Source organism: uncultured Draconibacterium sp., assembly GCF_913063105.1.
Lineage (GTDB): Bacteria > Bacteroidota > Bacteroidia > Bacteroidales > Prolixibacteraceae > Draconibacterium.
In genome coordinates this window covers 45,459-67,251 of the sequence record NZ_CAJXYQ010000022.1, presented here as the reverse complement: position 1 = coordinate 67,251, position 21,793 = coordinate 45,459, and the positions used below count along the sequence as shown (strand labels likewise).

Genomic DNA, 21,793 nt, shown 5'->3' with positions numbered 1-21,793 from the left:
TTTTTGCCCCTTCTTCCATAACTTTTGCGTTATGAACGGCATTGTGGGCACTTGTACCCCACGAAAACGGACCGTGGTTGTTTACCAGAACTCCCGGTATTGCAACCGGATCGAGTCCCTCGAAAGTTTCCACAATTACGTTTCCGGTCTCCACTTCGTATGCCGTAGTTACTTCCTCCTCGGTAAGTTTACGCGTACATGGAATTGCACCGTAAAAATAATCGGCATGTGTTGTACCCAAAGCAGGAATGCTTCTTCCGGCTTGCGCCCAGCTGGTTGCCCAGGCCGAGTGCGTGTGTACCACTCCTGCTATTCCTTCAAAAGCTTTGTAAAGCACCAAGTGAGTTGCGGTGTCGCTCGATGGCTTCAGATTTCCTTCAACCACATTTCCTTCCATATCAACCACTACCATGTCGCTGGCTTTCATATCTTCATACGAAACACCACTTGGCTTAATTACTACCAGTCCTTTTTCGCGATCGATAGCACTCACATTTCCCCAGGTAAAAATTACCAGGTCGAGCTCTACCAGTTCCAGGTTTGCTTTAAAAACTTCTTCTTTTAATTGCTCAAGCATAATTTATTCTGTTTTTATTCTACCAGAAATAGATGTAAAATGCCGCTGTTAATCCAAGAATTACAGCAGTATGGAAAACATCCCAGCCGTTCCAGCTGGCACGGGTAGCAGCTTTTTCTTCAGGTGTTGAAGTTCCGAATACCAAACCCTGAATCTTTTTCTCGTCAGGTGCCTCGGTAAGCAAACTTACAACCACAACTACAAGCAAACATACCAGCAACATCCAGCCACAGAAGAACAACCAGTTCATATCGAAAAAGATGTTTTTAAACAAACCATCGGATGCGCCCTGCACATTTTCGTAATATACTTTTGCCCCCAGACGGGTGATACCAATAATAAATCCGGCCATTAATCCCCAGAATCCACCTTTCGCAGAGGCACGTTTCCAGGTAATACCCATTAAAAATGCAGCTGCTATACCAGGTGCCAGAACGGATTGCACATCCTGCAGATATTCATAAAGAACGTCACCAATACTTCTCATGATCGGAATCCATAAAATTCCGAGAATAACAATTACCACAGTTGCAACCTGACCAATTTTTACGAGTTTTTTCTCCGGAGTTTCCGGTTTGAATCGTTTGTAGAAGTCGATGGTAAACAACATTGACGAAGAGTTAAACAGCGAAGCCAGCGAACTCATTAATGCAGCAAGAATTCCGCAAACTACCAATCCCTTGATACCGGCAGGCAGCAATTGGGCTACCAACGATGGGAAAGCAGCATCGGCACTTGGCAATACATACTCTTGCCCGTTTAAAATAACTCCTCCTTTGGCACTCATTGCATAAGCAATCATACCAGGAATTAGGAATAGGAAAACCGGTAATAATTTCAGGTAAGCACCAAAAATTGTACCTCTACGGGCATGTGTTTCGTTTTTACCCGATAGCACCCTTTGAACAATAAACTGGTCGGTACACCAATACCAGAAACCAATAATACTTGAACCGACTAAAGCGCCCAACCAGGGAAAATCAGCATCACGATTATCTCTGATAAGGTTAATCATGCTATCGCCATATTCGTTAACTTTTGTAGCACCTGCAATTTCGAGTACCTGATCCCAGCCACCAACAGCTTTTAAACCAAGCACAACAATTACCAGCGATCCACCCAGTAGTATTGGTGTTTGAAGCACCGATGTATACAACACCGATTTCATTCCACCAAAAATGGTATAAAGTGCAGTTAACAGCACCAAACCAATGGCCGAAATCCAAAAGAAATCGATTCCCCACATGGTTTCGATACCAAAAACCTGTTGAAAAACCAAACCTCCGGCATAAACAGTTACTGCAACCTTTGTTAATACATAACTTACTAAAGAGATCAGCGACAAAACAGTTCTTGATTCTTTATTGTATCTACGCTCCAAAAATTCGGGCATGGTTAGTACCATACTTCTCGAATAAAAAGGAACAAATACCCAACCCAGTACCAAAATCATCCATCCCTGTATTTCCCAGTGTGCCATTGCCATACCACTGGAGGCACCGGCTCCGGCTAAACCAATAAGGTGTTCTGATCCGATATTTGAAGCAAAAATTGAGGCTCCGATTGCAATCCATGAGGCATCGCGCCCGGCCAGGAAATAGTCGCCAGAGGTTTCCTCTTTCTGACTAAGCACCCAAATTATAATTCCGATTAGTGCTACTCCGAACAGGCCAATCACAATCCAATCAAGTAGTTCCATAATTGTTGATTTAATTTTTTGATTTAGTTTCTATTATAATCCTTTGGCCAGGTGATAGTAAAGATCGTTCCAGCGCAGTTCTTTTTTGAACTCAGGAATAGTAGTGCTATTATCAATTACCACGGCTTCTATTCCAGCAATTTCAGCAAAGTCTAATAAATCTTCAACACTTAAATCGTAAGAGAAACTAGTGTGGTGCGTACCTCCGGCTAAAATCCATGCAGCGGCTCCTATTTCAAAGTTTGGTTGCGGAATCCAAAGGGCACTAGCCACCGGTAGTTTCGGAAGGTCTTTTGATTCGATACAATCAACCACATTAATAATCATTCGGAAACGACTTCCCATATCAACAACTGTTGCTGCAACACCTGGTCCGGTTTTACTTTTAAAGATAACACGGGCCGGGTCGTTTTTACCGCCAATTCCCAACGGAAGCACATCAAGTGTCGGAGTTCCGTCAGCAATTAACGGACAAACTTCCAACATATGTGCCTGAAGAATCGCGCTGTTTTCTCCATCAAAGTTTAAGGTATAATCTTCCAGGAAAGAACATCCTTTAAATTCAGGCATTCCCTGGCTCATAAACCACATGGTGCGTAACAAGGCAGCTGTTTTCCAGTCTCCTTCGGCACCAAAGCCATAACCATCGGCCATTAAACGCTGCGATGCTAAGCCCGGTAACTGATCGATACCTTCCAAATCGTCGAAATTTGTTGTAAATGCTTTTGCTCCTTTTGCTTCTAACAAACGGCGCAAGGCAATCTCAATTTTAGCTGCAAAAAATACTTGTTGGCGGTCTTTTCCACCTTCTTTGCAATGGTCTACAAAATTGTAATCTGCTTCGTAAACCTTTACCAATTCAGCAACTTCTTCGTCGCTTACTTTATCCTGGTAGGCTACTAACTCTGCAATCGGACAATAATCAACGTGATAACCGAAAACCCGTTCAGCCTCTACTTTATCACCATCGGTAACTGCTACATTATTCATTTGATCGCCAAAACGTACAATTAACATATCTTGCGAATCAGCCCATGCTGCTGCAACTCGTGCCCATGATGCAATTTGTGCAAGGGTTTTAGGATCCTGCCAGTGGCCAACAACCACTTTCAGGTTGTAACGCATGCGTGCAGTAATGTGGCCAAATTCTCTGTCGCCATGTGCACTCTGGTTCAGGTTCATAAAATCCATATCAATTTCTTCCCACGGAATTTCTTTGTTGTACTGCGTGTGCAGGTGCAATAAAGGTTTGTTTAATTCCTGCAATCCATGAATCCACATTTTTGCCGGAGAGAAAGTATGCATCCAGGTAATAATTCCAATGCAGTTATCACTGCTGTTTGCATCTTTACAAATCCGGTGTATTTCTTTTGATCCTACACCGGTTGGTTTAACCACAACTTTAACAGGAATTTCAGAAGAAGCATCAAACGAAGCAGCAATCTCTTTTGAATGAGCCGCTACCTGCTCCAAAGTTTTTGGTCCGTACAGGTGCTGGCTACCGGTAACAAACCATACTTCCATTTCTTTAATTGAATTGTTCATTTTTTTAGATTTTATTATAAATGTATATATTACTTTTATTTGTTTACAGCCGAATTAAACCTTCACAATACGGTCGAGCCCACGCGCGGTAATTTCGTTTTTACAACGGTAATAGAAGGCTCCTTTTTTCGACTCGGACGAGTCTTTTTCATTGAGTCGCTCAAGCACATCAAGCGACAATATTTTTTTTCTGAAATTTCCGGGGTCGAATTCGCGTTGAAAAATGGCTTCGTATAATTTCCGCAATTGCAGCAAGGTAAATTTATCGGCAAGTAACTCTTTCCCGATTAAACGATACCCGGCTTCCTGTTGCAATTTTACCAGAGCTTCCTTCACCATTTTTCCGTGGTCAAAAATCATTTCGGGCAATTCAGAGATGGGCCACCAGTGTGCGCCATGCTCTCTAACACAGGCTTTGTCGTGTTCATCCATTCTAACCAACGCATAGTAGGCAACGCTTATCACGCGTGCTTCGGGGTCGCGATCAGGCTTGGCAAAGGTTGCCACCTGCTGCATAAAAATATCTTCGAGTCCTATGGTTTGTTTTAAAACACGCTTGGCGGCGTCATCCGACGATTCATCATCCTGAACGAAGCCCCCCATTAACGACCATGCTCCTTTTGAGGGTTCAAAACCTCTCGGATATAACAACAGGCAGAGTTCTCCTTCATCGTATCCGAGTATTACGCAGTCGACTGCAACAAAATGTTTTGGATGTTTAGTATAGTGTTTCATAATAAAATTGATGGGACAAATCTATAAAAGTATTTTTAACTTTTATTATTATTTTCCTGAAAATCTGCATAAATATGCTGAAGAGCACAAAGAGAGAAATATATGCCATCACCCATACTCCACACACAACATACTCACTATCTGGCTTTTATTCAACTCTGAAAACTAACAAAAAAATTAAACAGATCTGGTACTTTATCGTCCGACACTATGGTGTTTTTATATTCAGACCAAAAATAAAAGCTGGCATGTGACCTTAATTTATGCGTAAATAGTACTATTAAATCAGCGCTTAAAACCAGCGTTAATCCAAAATCTACCTCTTGCCTGTAATAAAAACAAAAAGCTGTTTCCCAAAGTCCGGAAAGAGGAAGCGCCTAACGATCTATTCCTTCCAGCGTTGGAATAACTTCTATGATATTCCCCTGCTCATCAAACCCGAGTCTGTCGATACAAACTTCGCGATGAAAACCTGCCCTGTAGCCCATGTTTTTTCCATTAGGATACGTAAAACGATGATAAACCAGGTACCACTTATCTTCTCCGGGAACCTGTATTGCCGAGTTATGACCGGTTGCAAAAATTTCTTTCTCAGCATTGCGCTGAATAACAATATTATTTTCGGGAATGGTTAATTCGCCCAAGGGAGAATTGCTTGTGGCATAACGCACTTTGTAGTTCGGACTGCGGGTATCGTCTTCCGACCACATAAAATAGTATGTACCGTTTCGGTATATTACATACACTCCTTCCCTGAAAGTTTTATCCGGAGTCATTACTTTTAAAGTTTCCATTTTTAACGAAACCATATCATCGTTAAGCTCAACTCCGGCCATATAACCATTTCCCCAGTACAGGTAACTTTTTCCGGTTTTTGGATCGGTAAAAACATCGGGATCTATTTCCTGCCCTCCTTTCACTCCTTCGGGCTTCCAGTTTATCAGCGGTTCTCCCCTATCAACAAATGGTCCTTCGGGGTTATCGGCAACGGCAACGCCTATTTTTTGCCGCCCACAGAAATAAAAGAAATACTTATATTCCCCATCAATTTTCTTTTCAATAATACAGGGTGCCCATGCATTATGACTAGCCCAGCTTACATCTTCGCGTAGGTTTAAAATTACTCCCTCATCTTGCCAGTCAACCAGGTTTTCGGATGAGAAGGTTTTGAAATAATAGCCTCCCCAGTTATGAAATCCATCGCTTGTTGGGTAGATGTAATATTTGCCTGTTTTTTCAGCAAACAGAACATCCGGATCGGCATAAAAGCCTTCCAAAACAGGATTATGATCTTCGGCAACGGTTGCCTTGAAATTTTGCTCCCCAACTCCATCAATTGTAATGGTATAGTTTACCGGACCTAAAGAAAAATTTTGAGGCCCCATTGGGCTTACTTTTACTCCCGTAAAGGTTTTAAATTCAGGATCGAAAGAAGAAATATCAACACCCTTTTTTACCGGAAAACGGATACGTCCTTTTTGGCTGTCTATATTCACATTTTGTGTTTTTAAACCAGAGGCTGCAGCCTCTACCAGTGGGTCATCCATTGTTCCCCATTGCGATATTAATCGTTTCAACTCTGTTTTGGTTATGGGCAGTACTGTTCCGTGCCGAGGATGAAAATTCATAGTAATCTCCTCATCAATAACTGTAAAATTTTGCAAATCTGTACTTTTCGTAAATTGATACCTTCCCAGGCCGTATACATCGTACATTAAAATCCACTCATCTGAATTATTTAATTTAAAAACGCCCGAGCCCTCTACATTTTCAATTTCTTTATCGACCCGTTCGAGGCTGGGGTACTCGTAGCCTTCGGTGAGATGATCGGAGATAGCCAGTTTAATTCCCGGGTCGCCACTTTCCGATTTATGAAAAAGGTAAAACTTTTGATCTTTTTTTATGATATCGCCATCAATACAAGCATTGTTTGTTGGGCTGTACAGCAATTGTTTGGGTGCTGCTTCCAGCGCGGTAAAATCGGCATTGGCGTAAGCGTAATAAATAATATCAGGCTCATCGCCCTGCTTCATCGAGAAATAAACCATATACTTCCCAACTTCCTCATCATAAATAGTTTGTGGGGCCCAAACGCGCCACACATCTCCAAACTCATCAGGAAAAGCCTCCGGAATATTTACTATTGATGATTTCCAGTTAATTAAATCATTTGATTTTAATAGAACCATGGCGTAGTTTTTCCAACCCATATCGGTTACATACAAATCGGTTACTACCATGTAAAAGTTGCCGTTGGCACCGCGTAGGATATGTGGGTCGCGCACCCCGCCTGTGGACGAAATATCTTTATTATTAAGAATTGGCTGATCGTTATTTAAAGCCCTGTAATGGTAAGCATCCTCACTTACAGCAAAGCGGATTGCTTCTTCGCCCGGGCCATTTCCGGTAAAATAGGCAAACAGGTAGGCCTCGTTATTTTCGGTTTTGGTACATCCCTGAACCAATAGTAACAGGATTAAAAAAGTGGAGAGAATTAGTTCTTTGTGTTTCATCGATAATGTGGTTATGTATTTTTTCGTAAAATTCGAATGAATGGTTGCTATTCTTTTATTTTTATGCGGCAAACGTAAAACGCATTGCCCAGGGCATTTAATTTAAACCCTTTTTCATGGGCCAAAACGTATGTTGATGTTGGAACCAGTTTATTTGGTGCCTCAATGGTGTTAACGGCTCCGGGCTCGTTTGCATGTAAACAGCTAATATTTACCCGGGTGTTGGCCACCGATTGATTTAACTGCTTAAGTAAAATGTTAATTTCTTGTGGCTTATCCGAGGCATTTACAACTTTTACAATAAGCTCTGTTGTATTCGCATCGAAAACGGCACTGGCAAACAAACTGTCTTTTCCTGCTACTATTTCGTTGTCTCGGGTTAAAGGCAACACATTTGTTCCGGCGTTGCAGGCATACATTTTTTGCACGTAATAATTTGGGGTTCGAACCACATTTAGGTTATCAAACCAAATCATATCAGGTTTCCACTGCCAGGCATCAACATGGGCAAACAGCGGGGCATAAGTTGCCAGTTGCACCACATCGGCATTTCGCTCAAGGCCGGTCATAAATGCAGCTTCCGAGATGGCTGCCCTCAAATTGTTATCACGGGTTTTATGGTGCGAGGCATATTCTCCGGCAAATACTTTGGGACCACTACGATCGTAACTATCGTAGCGTGCTGCGTTGGCCAAAAACCACTCCGGACTTCGATAGTAGTGTTCGTCAACCAAATCTACTTCCAGCTCTCTCATTTTGGGCCACAAGTAGTCAAATTTTTCACCGTCGGGTGTAGGTCCCGATGTACCAATAATTTTAATCTCCGGATGTTTATTGCGAAGTACCTCTAAAAAAGGGATCAACCGCTCTACATAGCCTTCTCCCCATTGTTCGTTTCCAATAGCCAGGTATTTCAGGTTAAAAGGCTCTGGGTGCCCCATTTCGGCCCTAACTTTTCCCCATTCCGAGTCAAGCGGTCCGTTGGCAAACTCAATCAGGTCAACAGCATCGTCAATGTAAGGCTTCAAATCGCCAACAGGCACACATTCTTCGCTTTCATACTGACACGCCAAACCACAGCTAATAACAGGAAGAGGCTCGGCGCCAAGGTCTTCACTCAACAAAAAGAACTCGTAAAAACCCATTCCGTAGGTTTGGTAATAATCCGGGAAAAAGCGGTGTTTAAACGTATAATTCCAGCGGTTTTCATTTAGTGGTCGGTTCTCAACAGGACCAACACTGTTCTTCCACTGGTAGCGGGTCTCCAGGGTGTTTCCTTCAATTATACATCCTCCGGGAAAACGAAACACACCGGGGTTCAACTCAAAGAGTGCCTCAACCAGGTCTTTGCGCAAACCATTTTCGCGGCCTTTCCAGGTTTCAACCGGAAACATAGAGATATGATCAAGGTCAACTTCTCCCTGTGTTTTCAGAATCAATCTTAGTTTTCCTTTGGCATCAGTTGCACCAGATTTAATCGTAGTAGTATATTTTTTCCATGAATTTCCGCTAACAGTAAGTTCTCCTTTTCCAATTACATTTTCGTTGCTGCCAAGCAATTCAACAACAAACTTTTTATCGCCGTCGTTTACAACGCGCGCATAAAACGAAAAACGATAGTCATCATTCTTTTGGAAACCAATGCCTCTGAACCCAAAGTTTTCCAACCCTGTTCCTCGCCTCAGGCCGGTTTCGTTCAGGCGCACATAGTTTGGATTCCGGTTAAAACAAGGCGCTTCATTTTTAACTGCTATATTTCCGAATGGCAGCCAGCCTACAAATGGCTGATGAAACTCAAACGACCGGTTCTTTATCAACTCGGCATACAAGCCACCATCGGCACCAAAATTTATATCCTCGAAAAACACGCCGTACATATCAGGTTGTATGGCAGCACCTTTATTTAGTACATCTACTTCAAAATTTATTTGGGCAAATAAACTTTGGCTACAGCATAAAAGCAGAAAAACTACAGTTTTATAATTCATATCGTTTTCTTTTTATGATTTTACAATCATTATACTAATGACGCAATAAGTTACAAACAGGACTACAAAAGCTTAAACCGATTTTTTAATTTCCGCAAACTTTACAAGAATAATAGCCCCAAGTTGTGTTTTTTTCAGAAATTACACAAACCAAAATTTTGCATTAGCCACTAAAGTAATTCTTGTGCTACAAATACGACATTTTTCATCAGGATACGGGAAATATTCTGTCAAGATAAAAAAATGCCGATTCTATCTTTTTCAGACATCATGCGATTTAACCTAAGGATGAGTTAAGCTAAATTCAATCTGATATTTTTCGGTTAACAAATCTTATTTTTAAACGGTCTGAATAAATATTATATTTTTGTGGCGTTAAGAATACAGTAATGAGTTTAAAACACGAAAAAATAGGATACGGCATAAAAGTGTCGAAATTGCTTTTTACCTACCCGCAATTGATTTTGGTACTCGAACGTTTTGGAATAAAATTGGGCGTTCACGAAAAAACAGTGGAAGAGCTTTGTGCAGAGTACCAGATTAGCACCAAAGTATTTTTAATGGTGGCTAACCTTAATATCGACAGCTCGTACAATTACCAGCTTGAATTTGATGTAAACGAGGTGAAGCAAATTGTGCAATACCTGATGCAATCGCATACCTACTATGCCGACGAGGTTTTTCCGGAAATTATACAAAATATTCATTTAATGAGTGAAGACAGCCAGAAACCTGAAATGCAACTGGTTGAACGTTTTTTTAATGAATACAAAAATGAAGTTGACCAGCATTTTGATTATGAAAACAATACTGTTTTCCCCTACATTTTAAACTTACTGGAAGCCAGCGCCAAAAATAATTATTCGGTAATTGACTACCGCGAGCACCACGATGATATTCAGGAAAAGCTTGACGATGTAAAACGTTTGCTGATTGAACACCTCCCACAAAAATCAAACAGTAAACTAAGACGTAAAATATTATTTGCACTTTTCGATTTGGATGCCGACCTGCAAATTCATTCGAAAATTGAAAACGAGATACTAATTCCACAGGTTGAACAATTGGAAAAACAAAACCTTGCCTAATTGAATAAGCCTTGTAAAATATTAATTATTGAACCCTCGGTTATCATTCGCGAAGGCATAATTGCCATTATTGAAAACATTAAAGACCAAACGGAGTTGTTGCATGTAGAAACGGTTGAAGAGGCACTTAAAACCGGTCAGCCCGAACTGTTTAAAATGGTACTTGTTAACCCGATTACCTTTAGCAACTCAAAGGTTACACTCAGTAAATTCCAGTTATTTTTTAATCAACAAAATATAATCGGACTAATTTCAAACCACTACGACCGAAACCTGCATAAAAACTTTACCGATAATATTTTTATTACCGACAGTTTTGACACTATCAGCAATATACTTGCAAAACATTTTGCATCGGCTCCGCAGCCTTTAAACGATAACGACAGTGCTCTGAGTGAACGCGAAATTGATGTTTTAAAACTTCTGGCTATTGGTAAAGCCAATAAAGAAATTGCCGAAGAACTTTTTATCAGTATCCATACCGTAATCTCGCACCGAAAAAACATCAGTAATAAATTGGGGGTAAAATCAACTGCTGCGTTGGTTATTTATGCGGTTGCCAATGGTCTGGTTGATGTTGATGGTTTTTCGATTTAGCCTGGCGCTTTTAATTGAACTGCAAAACCAGGAAAACAAAAGACGCCAGGGTCATCAAAACCATTAGAATTTTACTGAGGTACTTTTTTCTTTCGTTACGAAACAGCATACAGCCCACAAGCCCTGCCAAGAAGGTATAAAACGAAAAATCGATAAGAAACAAGCGTAACAGCTCTGTTTGCGACGATGTTGTAATGCCCGAAATAAAGGTAAAAATCATAGCTTGAATTTTGGTTTTTTACAACACAAATATTGCTGATTACCAAAGAACAAACAATCGCCTGATTTTGGGATTTTGGCAGTTGCTATTCATAAAAACCGGTTAGCAAAAACAGCCAAATCAGTGGGCGAGCAAATCAGGATTGGTGCCGCAACATTCGTAGCCGGCCTGAAGCGTAATATGTGCAATACCAAATTTTTGGTGTAAAACCTCTTCTGCCTGAGCTCTTACCTCCATTAATTGCTGCATGGTAATGTTTTTAGCCAGGTTTATATGTGCTTCAAGGTGAATTTGCGTGTCATCCAGTTTCCACACATGAATGTGATGAATATTATCAATCTCCTCAATTTTTTCCACTTCGTTTTTAATTTTGGACAGGTCGATATTGGCGGGTGTCGACTGCATTAAAATATCAACCGTTTCTTTAACCACGTCCCAGGTGTGGTAAATTATGTACAGGCCTACTAAAACAGTAATTAGTGGGTCAATCCAAAAAACACCAAATTTCCAGATAGCCAGCCCGCCAACAATAACAGCTACCGACGAAAAAGTATCGCCCAGTAAATGCAAATAGGCCGCCCTGATATTCAGGTTATCATTTTTGTCTTTATTGAGCACCACCACCGAAATTAAATTGGCAAGCAAACCAAAACTGGCCACAATAAACATTATTTTTCCCTTTATTGGTTCGGGATGCAAAAAGCGTTCGTATGCCTCGATAAACAGGTATAAACAAATACCAATTAACACCACGCCATTAAAAAGGGCAGCCAGAATTTCAATACGTTTATATCCAAAAGTTTTTTGCTCGTTGGCTTCTTTGTGGCTTCTTTTTCCGGCCAAAAAGGCGATAAAAATCGCCGACGAATCGCCAAGATTATGCAAAGCATCCGACAATAACGACAAACTATTGGAGACAATACCACCCACTACCTGAACAACCGTTATGGCAAGGTTTAGAATAGTTACCCAAAGCAACTTTTTCCCTTTTACATCGTGGTGATGGTGGTGGTGATGATGGTGATCGTGTTTTTGCATGGCCTTATTTTAAGCTCTAAAACATTCCGTTCGTATTAAAGTTTACTTTATCTGTCGCATAAATTATGATTTTAACACCATGCTCCTGGTACTGATGCGAGTTTACAACAGGGTATCAACCACCCATCCATCCGGTTTTGTTCGCATCCGGGCAGGTACACTTACGCTAATTATTTCTTTTAATGCCTTAACCTGTCTTTCTTTGGCATAGCGTTTTGCGGTAATCAAGCTAATTTCTCGCACGGGCTCGTCGGGAACAATTTCTTTTATCAGCTCTTCCTGCTCGGCCGGAATATTTATGGTGGCCAGCTCCGGAATAAAGGTAAGGCCACTTCGGTTTTCCACAATACGCCGCAACGACTCTATAGAATTACTATGATAAATTAAGCTTTGTTTGTTTTGTTTTTGCGGATTTAGCTGACAAATTGAATTCATCTGGTTCTGAAAACAATTTCCCTCTTCCAAATACCAAATATCACTTTCTTCTACCGATTTAATATTAATAACATCGCGGTTAAACATCGGGTGATTTTCAGACAAATAGGCAAAAAAGCGTTCGTAAAAAAGTGGGGTAATCGCAACATTTGTAGCCGAAACAGGCGTTGAAATTATGCCACAATCAATGTCGCCCATTTTAATCTTATCTATTATTTTTTCGGTTTTTAGCTCGTATATTTCTAATTGTAAAGCCGGGAAGCTTTGCCGCAGCTGATGAATAAAAAGCGGTACCAGATAAGGTGCCAGGGTTGGAATAATACCTACTTTCAGGTTACCACTTACTTCTTCGCTTATGGTAATAGATATTTGTTTTAGCGCCTCAATTTGTTTTAAAATATCCAGCGATTTTTCGTAAAACAAATTTCCCTCATCAGTAAATTGAAAGGGGCGTTTACTTCGGTCAATTAACTTAAAATCCAGTTCGTCTTCCAGTTTCTGTATTTGCAAACTTAAAGCCGGCTGGGTTACTCCAAGTCGGTCGGCAGCTACCGAAAACGAACCACTCACATACAATTCCTTTAAATATTCTAATTGAGCAATATTCATAATATAAGAATTACTAATAATATCATAAATATAATAAATACTACTAATAGTATTTTTGAAGTGTTGAAACAAAAGAAAAAATTTAAATAAATTAAAAATTACACATTATGAAAGCAACAAATCAAAACACCGTTGAGAAATTAAATCAGTTATTGGCAGATTACCAAATTCATTACCAAAACCTGCGCGGTTTGCACTGGAATATAAAAGGGCAATTGTTTTTTGCACTTCACGAAAAATTTGAAGGGTATTACAACCAGGCAGCAGAAGTAGTTGACGAAATTGCAGAACGCATTTTAATGCTGGGAGGCCAGCCTTTGCATACATTTGAGGACTACTTAAAAACAGCAAAACTGGGTGTGGTAGCCAACGTTTCGGAGGCAAAACCAGCTGTTGAAAGTGTATTGGAAAGCCAGCGCTATTTCCTTAAAAGCTTTAACGAAATACTTGAAATTGCTGGAGAAAATAACGACGAAGGTACAGCTGCAATGATGAGCGATTGGATTGGAAATACTGAAAAAGAAATTTGGATGCTGGAATCGTTTCTGGCTTAAAAAACAGAGTAAAAAAAATAAACCTCGCCGAATGGCGAGGTTTATTTTTGATTGTATTTTTTTGCAGACTACATCCTTCACAGAAACACCCAAGTCACTAATCATCAACAGCTTGAAACACCAATTGCCGAAATTTCCAACTGGTATTATCGTTAACCGGTCCTTGCGTTTGTTTCATTATCACTCCTATTATTTGTTCAACCGGATCGGCAAAATACTGGGTGTTAAAATAGCCGCCCCAGGTAAAAGTACCCTTACTTCCTTTTCCGCCTAAATCCTGTCCCTTTTGGGTAGCAACATTAAATGCGAGGCCATGCTTCATATCCGAGTCGTTGCCCCAAATTTCCCCAATCTGGTTAGCCATAATCACCTCAATGGTTTTCCGACTTAATAAACGAATGCCGTTGTACTCTCCACCATTAAGGTACATTTGCAAAAAAGTAGCATAATCTTTGGCCGTGCTCGAAAGGCCTGCTCCACCCGAAAAAAATGTTCGGGCTCCTTTTACCGGATAATCAGTATCATAAAAAGTTACCGGGTATTTTTTCCATTGCCCGTCAACCTTGTGTTGCACTTCTACCAATCGGTCTGCATTCTTTTTCGGTTGATAAAAATGGGTGTCGTCCATCCCCAGCGGATCAAAAATATGGCTTCTCAAAAACTGATCGAATGGCATTCCCGAAACAACTTCAATAAAGTAGCCTAAAACATCGAGCCCTTCGCTGTAGGTAAATTTTTCTCCCGGCTCGTGATGCAAGGGCATTTTGGCCAGTTTCTTTACACTCTCTTCAATGCTTATATTTTTTGTGGTAAACAAGTCGGTTACTCCAGCTTTTTTGTACAGCATTTTAAAACGTTCATCGCTATCAATAACCCCATACCCAATTCCTGAAGTATGTGTAAGCAAGTGTCTTATTGTAATTTCGTTTTTTACGGGTACGCCTGTCCAGGTGGTATCGCTATATTTAAATGATGCCAACACCTGTTGCCCTTTAAACTCCGGAATGTATTTGGAAATAGGGTCATCCAACTGAAACTTACCCTCTTCCCAAAGCATCATAACAGCTGTTGAGGTAATGGCTTTTGATTGTGAAGCAATACGAAAAATGGCATTGCGTTTCAGCTGGTCGCCCCTTTCGTTGGCTGCACCATAAGCTTTCCAATGCACAATTTTTCCGTTGCGTGTCACCAGCGAAACCATACCGGGCAGGTTACCCTTGCTCACTTGTTCTGCGCACATTTTATCAAGCCGTTCAAGGCGCTCTGCCGATAAGCCAACACTTTCAGGACTAGCTTCTGTCAACAAAGGAGAAATATTGTTTGATTTTGTTTGCGCTTGCACAAAGCCTAAAAACGCCAAGCAAAGTGTAAGTAGTACTAAGTTTTTCATGTGTCTATAATTGTTCATTTCTATTGGTCACTCCTGTATATCGCATAATCATTCTCCTAAGTATTCAGAGACTTTTTAATCTACTCGTTTTATTATTGGTTTTATTGAAAATAGTTCAACTTATAGCTAGTGTTAAAAATAATTGATGATAATAGCCTTTATTCCAAACATATATAACGTCTGTTTAAAAATTGCTGGTCGATACCCGTGTAACTGGCATGATTAATTTATTTATGTCCTTTTGTGTTCTTTAAACCATGCTCGTTTCATAATTGGTTTCTTTTAATATGGTGGCAGGTGTTTTTTCGCTGGTCAGTTTGCATTTTTTGTAACACTGATACCTGTTAAACCTAACGCTAACGAAGATAGCTAAAACCCGCAGCTTATTCTCATTTGATTAAAAATTTTTAGCATTTAAACGGCTGAAAACAAGCAGGCGGCAATTCTTCATTTTACGTGCACTTTAGCGTAGCATATTCTTTAATTAATTATATTTACACTTTTATTGTACTTTATACAAGAAGCATAAATATACACTACTAAATAATTTAGAATTCGAACTAAAAAAATTTCAGGTAACATGAAAAGTTTCATTTTCGTTTTTATAATGGGCATTTTAATGCTTTCGTGCTCGCAAAAAAACTGGGAGCAAACATCGGAAGGCGTAATCATTTACCCAAAACAGAAAACCGACCAACAAGCCCAAACCGTAAAAATTGTCCCGGTACACGACGAAATAATCAAAGTATCGGCAAGCGCCACAAAAGGTTTTAGTACCCAAGCAAGTTTAATTGTTCTACCCCACCAAAACACGGTTCCTTTTCAGGTTGAAGAAGACGGCGACCAGTTACTGATTTCTACTGCAAAAACCACGGTAAAAGTTTCAATACAAACCGGAGAAGTTCAGTTTTTAGACGAAAACAAAGAGCTTCTTTTGCAAGAAAAAGAGAATGGTGGCAAGCAATTGGTACCTGTTGAGGTTGATGGAGAAAAAGCTTACGCAACGCGGCAAATATTTGAAACGGCAGCAGACGAGGCGCTTTACGGTTTGGGGCAGCACCAGGCCGACGAGATGAATTACAAAGGAAAAAACGAAGAACTGTTTCAGTACAACACCAAAGTATCGGTGCCTTTTATAGTATCCACCAAAAACTATGGCTTGCTTTGGGACAATTATTCACTGTCGCGTTTTGGCGATCCGCGGCCTTACGAACAAATTAATCAGTTTAAACTTTACGATGCAAATGGCAACGAAGGCGGATTAACCGCAACCTACATTGACAATACGGAAGAAAACCACGTGTTTACCACCCGAAAAGAGGCTACTATTGATTACGAAAACCTGGAAACGATTACAAAATTCCCCGAGGGCTTCGATTTTAATCAGGCTCAAATTGTTTGGGAAGGAGAAATAGAACCCGAGGAAAGTGGCCTATTCAGGTTTTTATTGTACTACGCCGGTTACACAAAAATATGGATAAACGGCAAACTAATGGCCAGCAAATGGCGAACTGCATGGAATCCTTCGGTAGCAAAATTTCAGTACGATATGAAAGCCGGAGAAAAATACCACCTAAAACTCGATTGGATTCCGGATGGTGGTGTTTCGTACATTGGCCTGAAAGCCTTATCGCCTGTTGCACCCGAGTTGCAGGATGATATTTCGTTTTACTCGGAAATGGGCGACCAGATTGATTACTATTTTATGAAAGGAAACAACATAGACGAAGTAATTGGCCACTACCGCTCGCTAACCGGTAAAGCACAAGTGATGCCCAAATGGGCAATGGGTTTTTGGCAAAGTCGCGAGCGCTATAAAACACAGAACGAGCTGGAAAGCACATTAAAAGAATTCAGAAAAAGAAAAATTCCGATTGATAACATTGTACAGGACTGGTCGTACTGGGAGGTTGACCAATGGGGAAGTCACGAATTTGACAAAAAACGTTTCCCCGATGCCCAGGGGATGGTAGACATGGTGCACGAAAACAATGCCCGCCTATTAATTTCGGTATGGCCAAAATTTTACCTGGGCACCGAACACTACAACGAGTTTGACAAAAACGGATGGATGTATAAACAAGCGATAAACGATAGTATTCGCGACTGGATTTACCCGGGCTACATTGGTTCGTTTTACGATGCCTACAACGCAGATGCCCGCCAGCTTTTTTGGGAACAGATTGATGAACATTTATACGAAATGGGTATTGATGCCTGGTGGTTGGATGCTACCGAACCCGATATTCTTTCGAATGCAAGTATTGAGTACCGTAAAAAGCTGATGAACCCCACAGCTTTAGGATCATCAACCCAATATTTTAATGCATTTGCCTTAATGAATGCCAAAGGGATTTACGAAGGACAGCGCGAAAAAAATCCAAAAGACCGGGTGTTTATTCTCACCCGATCGGGGTTTGCAGGCATGCAACGCTATGGAACAACAACCTGGAGTGGCGATATTGGAACGACCTGGGAAGATATGAAAGCACAAATTTCGGCGGGAATAAATTTCTCCATGTCGGGCTTACCCTACTGGACCATGGATATTGGTGGCTTTTGTGTGCAGAAGAAATTTGAACGGGCTACTGAAGGAAGTGAAGAAATGGCTGAATGGCGCGAATTAAATACCCGCTGGTATCAGTTTGGCGCCTTTGCACCACTGTTTAGGGTTCATGGTCAGTTTCCGTACCGCGAGATTTACAACATTGCCCCCGAAAATCATCCGGCCTACCAATCGATGCTGTACTATAATAAGTTACGCTACCGGCTAATGCCATACATTTACAGCTTAACCGGGGCCGTTTATCACGATGATTATACCCTTATGCGTGGCCTGGCAATGGACTTTGCCAGCGACCCCGCGGTGCTGAATATTGGCGACCAGTTTATGTTTGGACCATCGCTACTGGTTTGCCCCGTTTACAAATACAAGGCTACCAAGCGAGCTGTTTATTTTCCGAAAAACACAGGATGGTACAACCTTTACAGCGGTGCTTTTGTTGAGGGCGGTCAGCAGTTGGATGTTAAAGCTCCTTACGAGCGAATGCCGCTGTTTGTGCGCGAAGGATCGATAATTCCGGTTGGCCCGGAAATTCAGTACACTGACCAGAAAAAAGATGCCCCAATTGACATTTACGTGTACTCCGGGAAAGATGCATCGTTTAAAATGTACGAAGATGAAGGAACCACCTATGCCTACGAAAGTGGCGAATTTTGCACCATTAATTTTTCGTACTCTGAAAAGGATAATACCCTGAAAATTGGGAAACGGGAAGGTTCTTACCCGGAGATGATAAAGAGCCGTGTTTTCAGAATTATAAAAGTATCGCCTGAGAATCCTGTGGCTATGCTTAAACAAGCAAACCAGCAAAAAACAGTGAACTACACTGGAGAAGAAATAATGGTAAGCTTGTAAAACAGTAAATTTATGAATCAAAAAAAAACAGCGCAACCGTGAATTTTATATTCTGGCTGCGCTGTTTTTTTCTGATGTTTTTTTTATTTACAAAAAATCTTCACGAACCGGACTAAAAACATCAATAAGCTCTCCGGGTTCTAAACACAGGGCACCGTGCAACATATTTGGCGGCACATACAAACCATCTCCGGGTTCAACAATTACTTTTTTACCCTCCATGGTAAATTCAAATTTACCACTAACACAATAAGTTGTTTGCGTATGAAAATGGGTATGTTCGGTTCCTACCGCACCTTTTTCAAACTTAACTTTTACCATCATAATCTGGTTGTCGTAACCCATAATTTGTCTTGATACACCATCGCCAAGGTCCTCCCAGGCTCTGTCCTTTTTCAGCACATTTTCACTTGCCATATTTTTATTTTTAGTTGTTTATACACACTGGATTCTACAATCTGTTACAAAAAAAACTAAAGTTTGTTGTAACTAAAGTTATCAAATCTTGCCACTCCCTCGCCAAATACATACACCCCGGCTCGTAAGCTCAAAAATTCAGCAAAAACATTGTGGTTATATCCTGTTGCATCAATGGTTCGCTCTACGCGGGTCCATTCGTTACCATTGGCACTAAAATAAAAACTCACTTCGTTTTCATCATTCAAAATGCGTAAAAATCCGGTATTTCCGATTTCATTTTTCACCCTTATTTTTGCTTTTTGCTGCACATAAACGGTAAAGTTTGCGGTATCGGCCTCAATGCGGGCGTTACCAATTTCATTGTAATACATACAAAGTCCGGCCTTAGTGTTGTCTTCCAGAGTAAACTGCACAGTAACTTCGTATTTTCTGTCGCCCGAGTTAACCAACAGTGGCGAGCTTTCATCAAACGAATTACCGGCGGCACGCAACAATAGTTCTCCATTTTCAAGAGCAACTCTCTCAGGTGCATATTTTTTTAAAAACTGCCATTGCAATCCGAGCTTAACACCCGAAAAGTCATCTGACAATCCACTGCTTTCTTCAGAAATGTCACCTGCCGGACGTGGTAGTTTATCCATACTTGTCACCCCATCCGGAACTCTAAACCAATCGTCATCCGTCCACTCGATGGGCAACATTAAAGTTTGCCGGCCCAGGGTATGAAACCCTTTTTCGTAGCCATGGTACATCATCCACCAATTTCCTTCCACGTCGTCCACCAATGTTCCATGTCCCTGGCTCCACCAGCGCTCGGCCCGGCTATTGGTATGCACAATTGGGTTGTACGGCGAATTTTCAAAAGGTCCGTATGGCGATTTTGAACGTCCGGAAACCACCATGTGTGAGGTTGCCGGCCCTGCTGTTCCTCCTTCGGCAACTATAATGTGATGATAACCGTTTCGCACAGTCGACTTTGGCGATTCAAGGCAATAGCACTCGGTGCTCCATTCTTTTGGAAACTGCCATCCACCATAATTAAAAACAGGCTCTCCAACAGTTGACAAACCATCATCAGAAAGCCTAATAATATAACCTTTTGAAAGATAAAGGTAGCGTTTCCCTTCGGCATCAACCACATGGCCTGGATCGATAAAACCATTCAGTCTCAGGTCGGTTGGTTTGCTCCACGGCCCTGCCGGATTTTTTGCCGTTACTACCCAATTTGTTCCTCCCGCCGGAAAATAAATGTAATAAGTATCCTTGTGTTTTATTAAGTCGGGAGCCCAAACCGAGCCCACATTTGTTTCCAGTGCGTGAGCTATTCGTTTCCAGTTTAACAGGTCGGTTGAATGCCAAAGCAAAAGTCCCGGGTAATATTCAAAAGTTGAATGCGTGAGGTAGTAGTCGGTTCCTACACGTAAAATCGAAGGGTCGGGGTAATCGCCCCCTAAAACAGGATTTGTAAAAGTTTTTGCTTGCTCTCCATTCAGTGGTTGTGCGCCTGAATAAAAATCAGTTAGCACGATTAGCAGCAGTATAAAAATTATATTTTTCATCATTACTAAAATCTATTAATTGCAGTTACTTTTACCAAGGCTCTTAAAACTCCTGAACAACTGGTCGGTCTTCAAGCCAGGCAATCATGTTAATTACCAGGTAATTCCAGTTCTGAAATCCTTTATTCAACAATGGTTCTCCGGTTTCGGGTTCGTAATATTCGTGCAAAGCCCCGCTTTTTTCAAAATCACGTCCAAACAACTGAACTGTTTTTGTTGCCAGATCCCGTGCTTCTGCATCAAAACCGTAGTCAACCAAACCTTTAAATACCATGTAGTTTGATATTCCCCAAATTGGCCCGCGCCAATTAGAAGGATTGGCACTGGCACGCAAACTGTACATTTTTTCCATTTTTGATAAGGTACGAACACCTGATGGCGAATTAAAAGTGCGAGGGTCGTTAAAATGTTCGTTAACAATTCTTTTTGCCTGTTCGGGAGTTGCAACTCCAGCCCATAAGGCCAGAAATCCCGACCATACTTCTATGCGTTGAATAATACAATCGTAATCGCGTGGGTAACCGCTGTGGATTAAAAAAACCTGCCCCAGTGTACTGTCCGGATTATTTTCAAGCGATCGTAAATTTAAATCAACACTGTAATAAAAACCGTCGCGCTCATCCCAGCAATGTTCTTGAATCGCGGATTTTAGCGCCATAGCATCGTTGTTAAATTCGGCTCCGATATCCGACAAATTTAACTGCTCGGCCAGGTAAACCATTGCTTTTAGTTCTTTATACATTAGGCAGTTAAGATATATTGATCCTGAACTTTTTTTGGGCCTGAAAAATGTACATGGGTCGTTATCAACACCAATAGCCACATCGCTTTGCCAATAAAACAAACCTGTTGCTTTATGCCGGTGGTGTGCTTTATAGTTGTTTACAAAGGCCTGCAAATGATAAAACTTTTCGCGCATCCATTCTGCATCTCCATTGTTTTGTTGGGTTATTAATGCAGCATGTTGTGCCAAAACCGGTTTGTGCATGTTTACATCAAAAATATTTTCAGTTGCAATATTGCGTGGTTTCGAATTTTCCCAAATTACAATCGGAATATAGCCATCCCAATCGCCATAATGCAAAAAGTTTAAAACACAACCTTGTTCGTATGGCAATGCCTCGCTTTTATCGGCAGGCGAGCCAATATCGGCAAGAATCTGACGTAAGGCCACATTGCTTAACCACGAATCCCAGTCCCATAGCACATTGGCATATTGGTTACTTCCGGGAGTTAAAAACGGGTGTACCAGCGAACCGCTTCCGGGGCGGTACATGTTTTTATAATCTTTGTATACGTTTGATTTTATAATAGAAATGTAATTATCAACCTTATCATTTTCCTGTGCCTTTGCAGAAAAGCAAACCAGGCTGATTAAAACTAAAAGTGTGTACTTTTTCATTGTAAA

17 protein-coding genes are annotated in these 21,793 nt (G+C 40.9%); 4 read left to right on the top strand and 13 right to left on the bottom strand.

Translation table 11 applies throughout. The features are described 5' to 3' along the window. The 6 genes from araD to QZ574_RS17290 all read right to left on the bottom strand — a co-directional run. Nucleotides 1-577, bottom strand: a 577-nt coding sequence (gene araD, locus QZ574_RS17315) for an L-ribulose-5-phosphate 4-epimerase AraD (RefSeq protein ID WP_297091861.1), incomplete at its 3' end; no start/stop codon positions are given. A 19-nt stretch (nt 578-596) separates the two neighbouring features. Beyond that, on the bottom strand, nt 597-2,276 hold the full coding sequence (locus tag QZ574_RS17310) for a sodium:solute symporter (protein WP_297091859.1): 1,680 nt from the start codon (nt 2,274-2,276) through the stop codon (nt 597-599). A gap of 33 nt (nt 2,277-2,309) precedes the next feature. Beyond that, complete coding sequence (araA, locus tag QZ574_RS17305) at nt 2,310-3,821, bottom strand: L-arabinose isomerase (protein WP_297091857.1); 1,512 nt, start codon at nt 3,819-3,821, stop codon at nt 2,310-2,312. A gap of 54 nt (nt 3,822-3,875) precedes the next feature. After that, on the bottom strand, nt 3,876-4,556 hold the full coding sequence (locus QZ574_RS17300) for an NUDIX domain-containing protein (RefSeq protein WP_297091856.1): 681 nt from the start codon (nt 4,554-4,556) through the stop codon (nt 3,876-3,878). 377 nt (nt 4,557-4,933) lie between these two features. Continuing rightward, nucleotides 4,934-7,069: a family 43 glycosylhydrolase gene (locus QZ574_RS17295; RefSeq protein WP_297091855.1), complete on the bottom strand. Its 2,136-nt coding sequence runs from the start codon at nt 7,067-7,069 to the stop codon at nt 4,934-4,936. Between the two features lie 47 nt (nt 7,070-7,116). Continuing rightward, entirely contained in the window at nt 7,117-9,057 is a 1,941-nt protein-coding gene (locus QZ574_RS17290) for an alpha-L-arabinofuranosidase C-terminal domain-containing protein (RefSeq protein ID WP_297091853.1), read from the bottom strand. Nucleotides 9,058-9,446: 389 nt separating this feature from the next. On the opposite strand from QZ574_RS17290, the gene QZ574_RS17285 reads away from it, so the two are divergent. Both QZ574_RS17285 and QZ574_RS17280 read left to right on the top strand, forming a co-directional pair. After that, nucleotides 9,447-10,145 (top strand): hemerythrin domain-containing protein, encoded by a 699-nt coding sequence (locus QZ574_RS17285; RefSeq protein WP_297091851.1) that lies wholly within the window; start codon nt 9,447-9,449, stop codon nt 10,143-10,145. Beyond that, nucleotides 10,146-10,742 (top strand): helix-turn-helix transcriptional regulator, encoded by a 597-nt coding sequence (locus QZ574_RS17280; protein WP_297091849.1) that lies wholly within the window; start codon nt 10,146-10,148, stop codon nt 10,740-10,742. A gap of 10 nt (nt 10,743-10,752) precedes the next feature. On the opposite strand, the gene QZ574_RS17275 is transcribed toward QZ574_RS17280, so the two are convergent. The 3 genes from QZ574_RS17275 to QZ574_RS17265 form a co-directional block, all read right to left on the bottom strand. After that, entirely contained in the window at nt 10,753-10,962 is a 210-nt protein-coding gene (locus tag QZ574_RS17275; protein ID WP_297091847.1) for a hypothetical protein, read from the bottom strand. A gap of 120 nt (nt 10,963-11,082) precedes the next feature. Beyond that, on the bottom strand, nt 11,083-12,000 hold the full coding sequence (locus QZ574_RS17270) for a cation diffusion facilitator family transporter (protein ID WP_297091845.1): 918 nt from the start codon (nt 11,998-12,000) through the stop codon (nt 11,083-11,085). A gap of 102 nt (nt 12,001-12,102) precedes the next feature. After that, entirely contained in the window at nt 12,103-13,044 is a 942-nt protein-coding gene (locus QZ574_RS17265; protein WP_297091843.1) for a hydrogen peroxide-inducible genes activator, read from the bottom strand. A gap of 107 nt (nt 13,045-13,151) precedes the next feature. On the opposite strand from QZ574_RS17265, the gene QZ574_RS17260 reads away from it, so the two are divergent. Continuing rightward, complete coding sequence (locus tag QZ574_RS17260; RefSeq protein ID WP_297091841.1) at nt 13,152-13,598, top strand: Dps family protein; 447 nt, start codon at nt 13,152-13,154, stop codon at nt 13,596-13,598. Nucleotides 13,599-13,695: 97 nt separating this feature from the next. Here the strand turns inward: QZ574_RS17260 and QZ574_RS17255 are convergent, their stop codons facing one another. Then, nucleotides 13,696-14,988 (bottom strand): serine hydrolase domain-containing protein, encoded by a 1,293-nt coding sequence (locus QZ574_RS17255; RefSeq protein WP_297091839.1) that lies wholly within the window; start codon nt 14,986-14,988, stop codon nt 13,696-13,698. Between the two features lie 580 nt (nt 14,989-15,568). Between QZ574_RS17255 and QZ574_RS17250 the strand changes: the two genes are divergently transcribed. Next, on the top strand, nt 15,569-18,406 hold the full coding sequence (locus QZ574_RS17250; RefSeq protein ID WP_297091837.1) for a TIM-barrel domain-containing protein: 2,838 nt from the start codon (nt 15,569-15,571) through the stop codon (nt 18,404-18,406). 87 nt (nt 18,407-18,493) lie between these two features. Here the strand turns inward: QZ574_RS17250 and QZ574_RS17245 are convergent, their stop codons facing one another. From QZ574_RS17245 to QZ574_RS17235, 3 genes are read right to left on the bottom strand one after another with little or no spacing between them, the layout of a single operon-like run. After that, a complete protein-coding gene (locus tag QZ574_RS17245) occupies nt 18,494-18,823 on the bottom strand; it encodes a cupin domain-containing protein (RefSeq protein WP_297091835.1) in 330 nt (109 codons plus the stop codon). 56 nt (nt 18,824-18,879) lie between these two features. After that, nucleotides 18,880-20,388: a family 43 glycosylhydrolase gene (locus QZ574_RS17240; protein WP_297091833.1), complete on the bottom strand. Its 1,509-nt coding sequence runs from the start codon at nt 20,386-20,388 to the stop codon at nt 18,880-18,882. Between the two features lie 40 nt (nt 20,389-20,428). Continuing rightward, nucleotides 20,429-21,787 carry a trehalase family glycosidase gene (locus tag QZ574_RS17235; protein ID WP_297091831.1) on the bottom strand — a complete coding sequence of 453 codons (1,359 nt, stop codon included), beginning with the start codon at nt 21,785-21,787 and terminating at the stop codon, nt 20,429-20,431. Nucleotides 21,788-21,793 lie beyond the last annotated feature (6 nt).

Coding starts and splice junctions, on each gene's coding strand:
- QZ574_RS17240 (WP_297091833.1), bottom strand. CDS start 20,388: ATGATGAAAAATATAATTTTTATACTGCTGCTAATCGTGCTAACTGAT.
- QZ574_RS17265 (WP_297091843.1), bottom strand. CDS start 13,044: ATGAATATTGCTCAATTAGAATATTTAAAGGAATTGTATGTGAGTGGT.
- QZ574_RS17290 (WP_297091853.1), bottom strand. CDS start 9,057: ATGAATTATAAAACTGTAGTTTTTCTGCTTTTATGCTGTAGCCAAAGT.
- QZ574_RS17310 (WP_297091859.1), bottom strand. CDS start 2,276: ATGGAACTACTTGATTGGATTGTGATTGGCCTGTTCGGAGTAGCACTA.
- QZ574_RS17295 (WP_297091855.1), bottom strand. CDS start 7,069: ATGAAACACAAAGAACTAATTCTCTCCACTTTTTTAATCCTGTTACTA.
- araA (WP_297091857.1), bottom strand. CDS start 3,821: ATGAACAATTCAATTAAAGAAATGGAAGTATGGTTTGTTACCGGTAGC.
- QZ574_RS17255 (WP_297091839.1), bottom strand. CDS start 14,988: ATGAAAAACTTAGTACTACTTACACTTTGCTTGGCGTTTTTAGGCTTT.
- QZ574_RS17260 (WP_297091841.1), top strand. CDS start 13,152: ATGAAAGCAACAAATCAAAACACCGTTGAGAAATTAAATCAGTTATTG.
- QZ574_RS17270 (WP_297091845.1), bottom strand. CDS start 12,000: ATGCAAAAACACGATCACCATCATCACCACCACCATCACCACGATGTA.
- QZ574_RS17245 (WP_297091835.1), bottom strand. CDS start 18,823: ATGGCAAGTGAAAATGTGCTGAAAAAGGACAGAGCCTGGGAGGACCTT.
- QZ574_RS17300 (WP_297091856.1), bottom strand. CDS start 4,556: ATGAAACACTATACTAAACATCCAAAACATTTTGTTGCAGTCGACTGC.
- QZ574_RS17235 (WP_297091831.1), bottom strand. CDS start 21,787: ATGAAAAAGTACACACTTTTAGTTTTAATCAGCCTGGTTTGCTTTTCT.
- QZ574_RS17250 (WP_297091837.1), top strand. CDS start 15,569: ATGAAAAGTTTCATTTTCGTTTTTATAATGGGCATTTTAATGCTTTCG.
- QZ574_RS17285 (WP_297091851.1), top strand. CDS start 9,447: ATGAGTTTAAAACACGAAAAAATAGGATACGGCATAAAAGTGTCGAAA.
- QZ574_RS17275 (WP_297091847.1), bottom strand. CDS start 10,962: ATGATTTTTACCTTTATTTCGGGCATTACAACATCGTCGCAAACAGAG.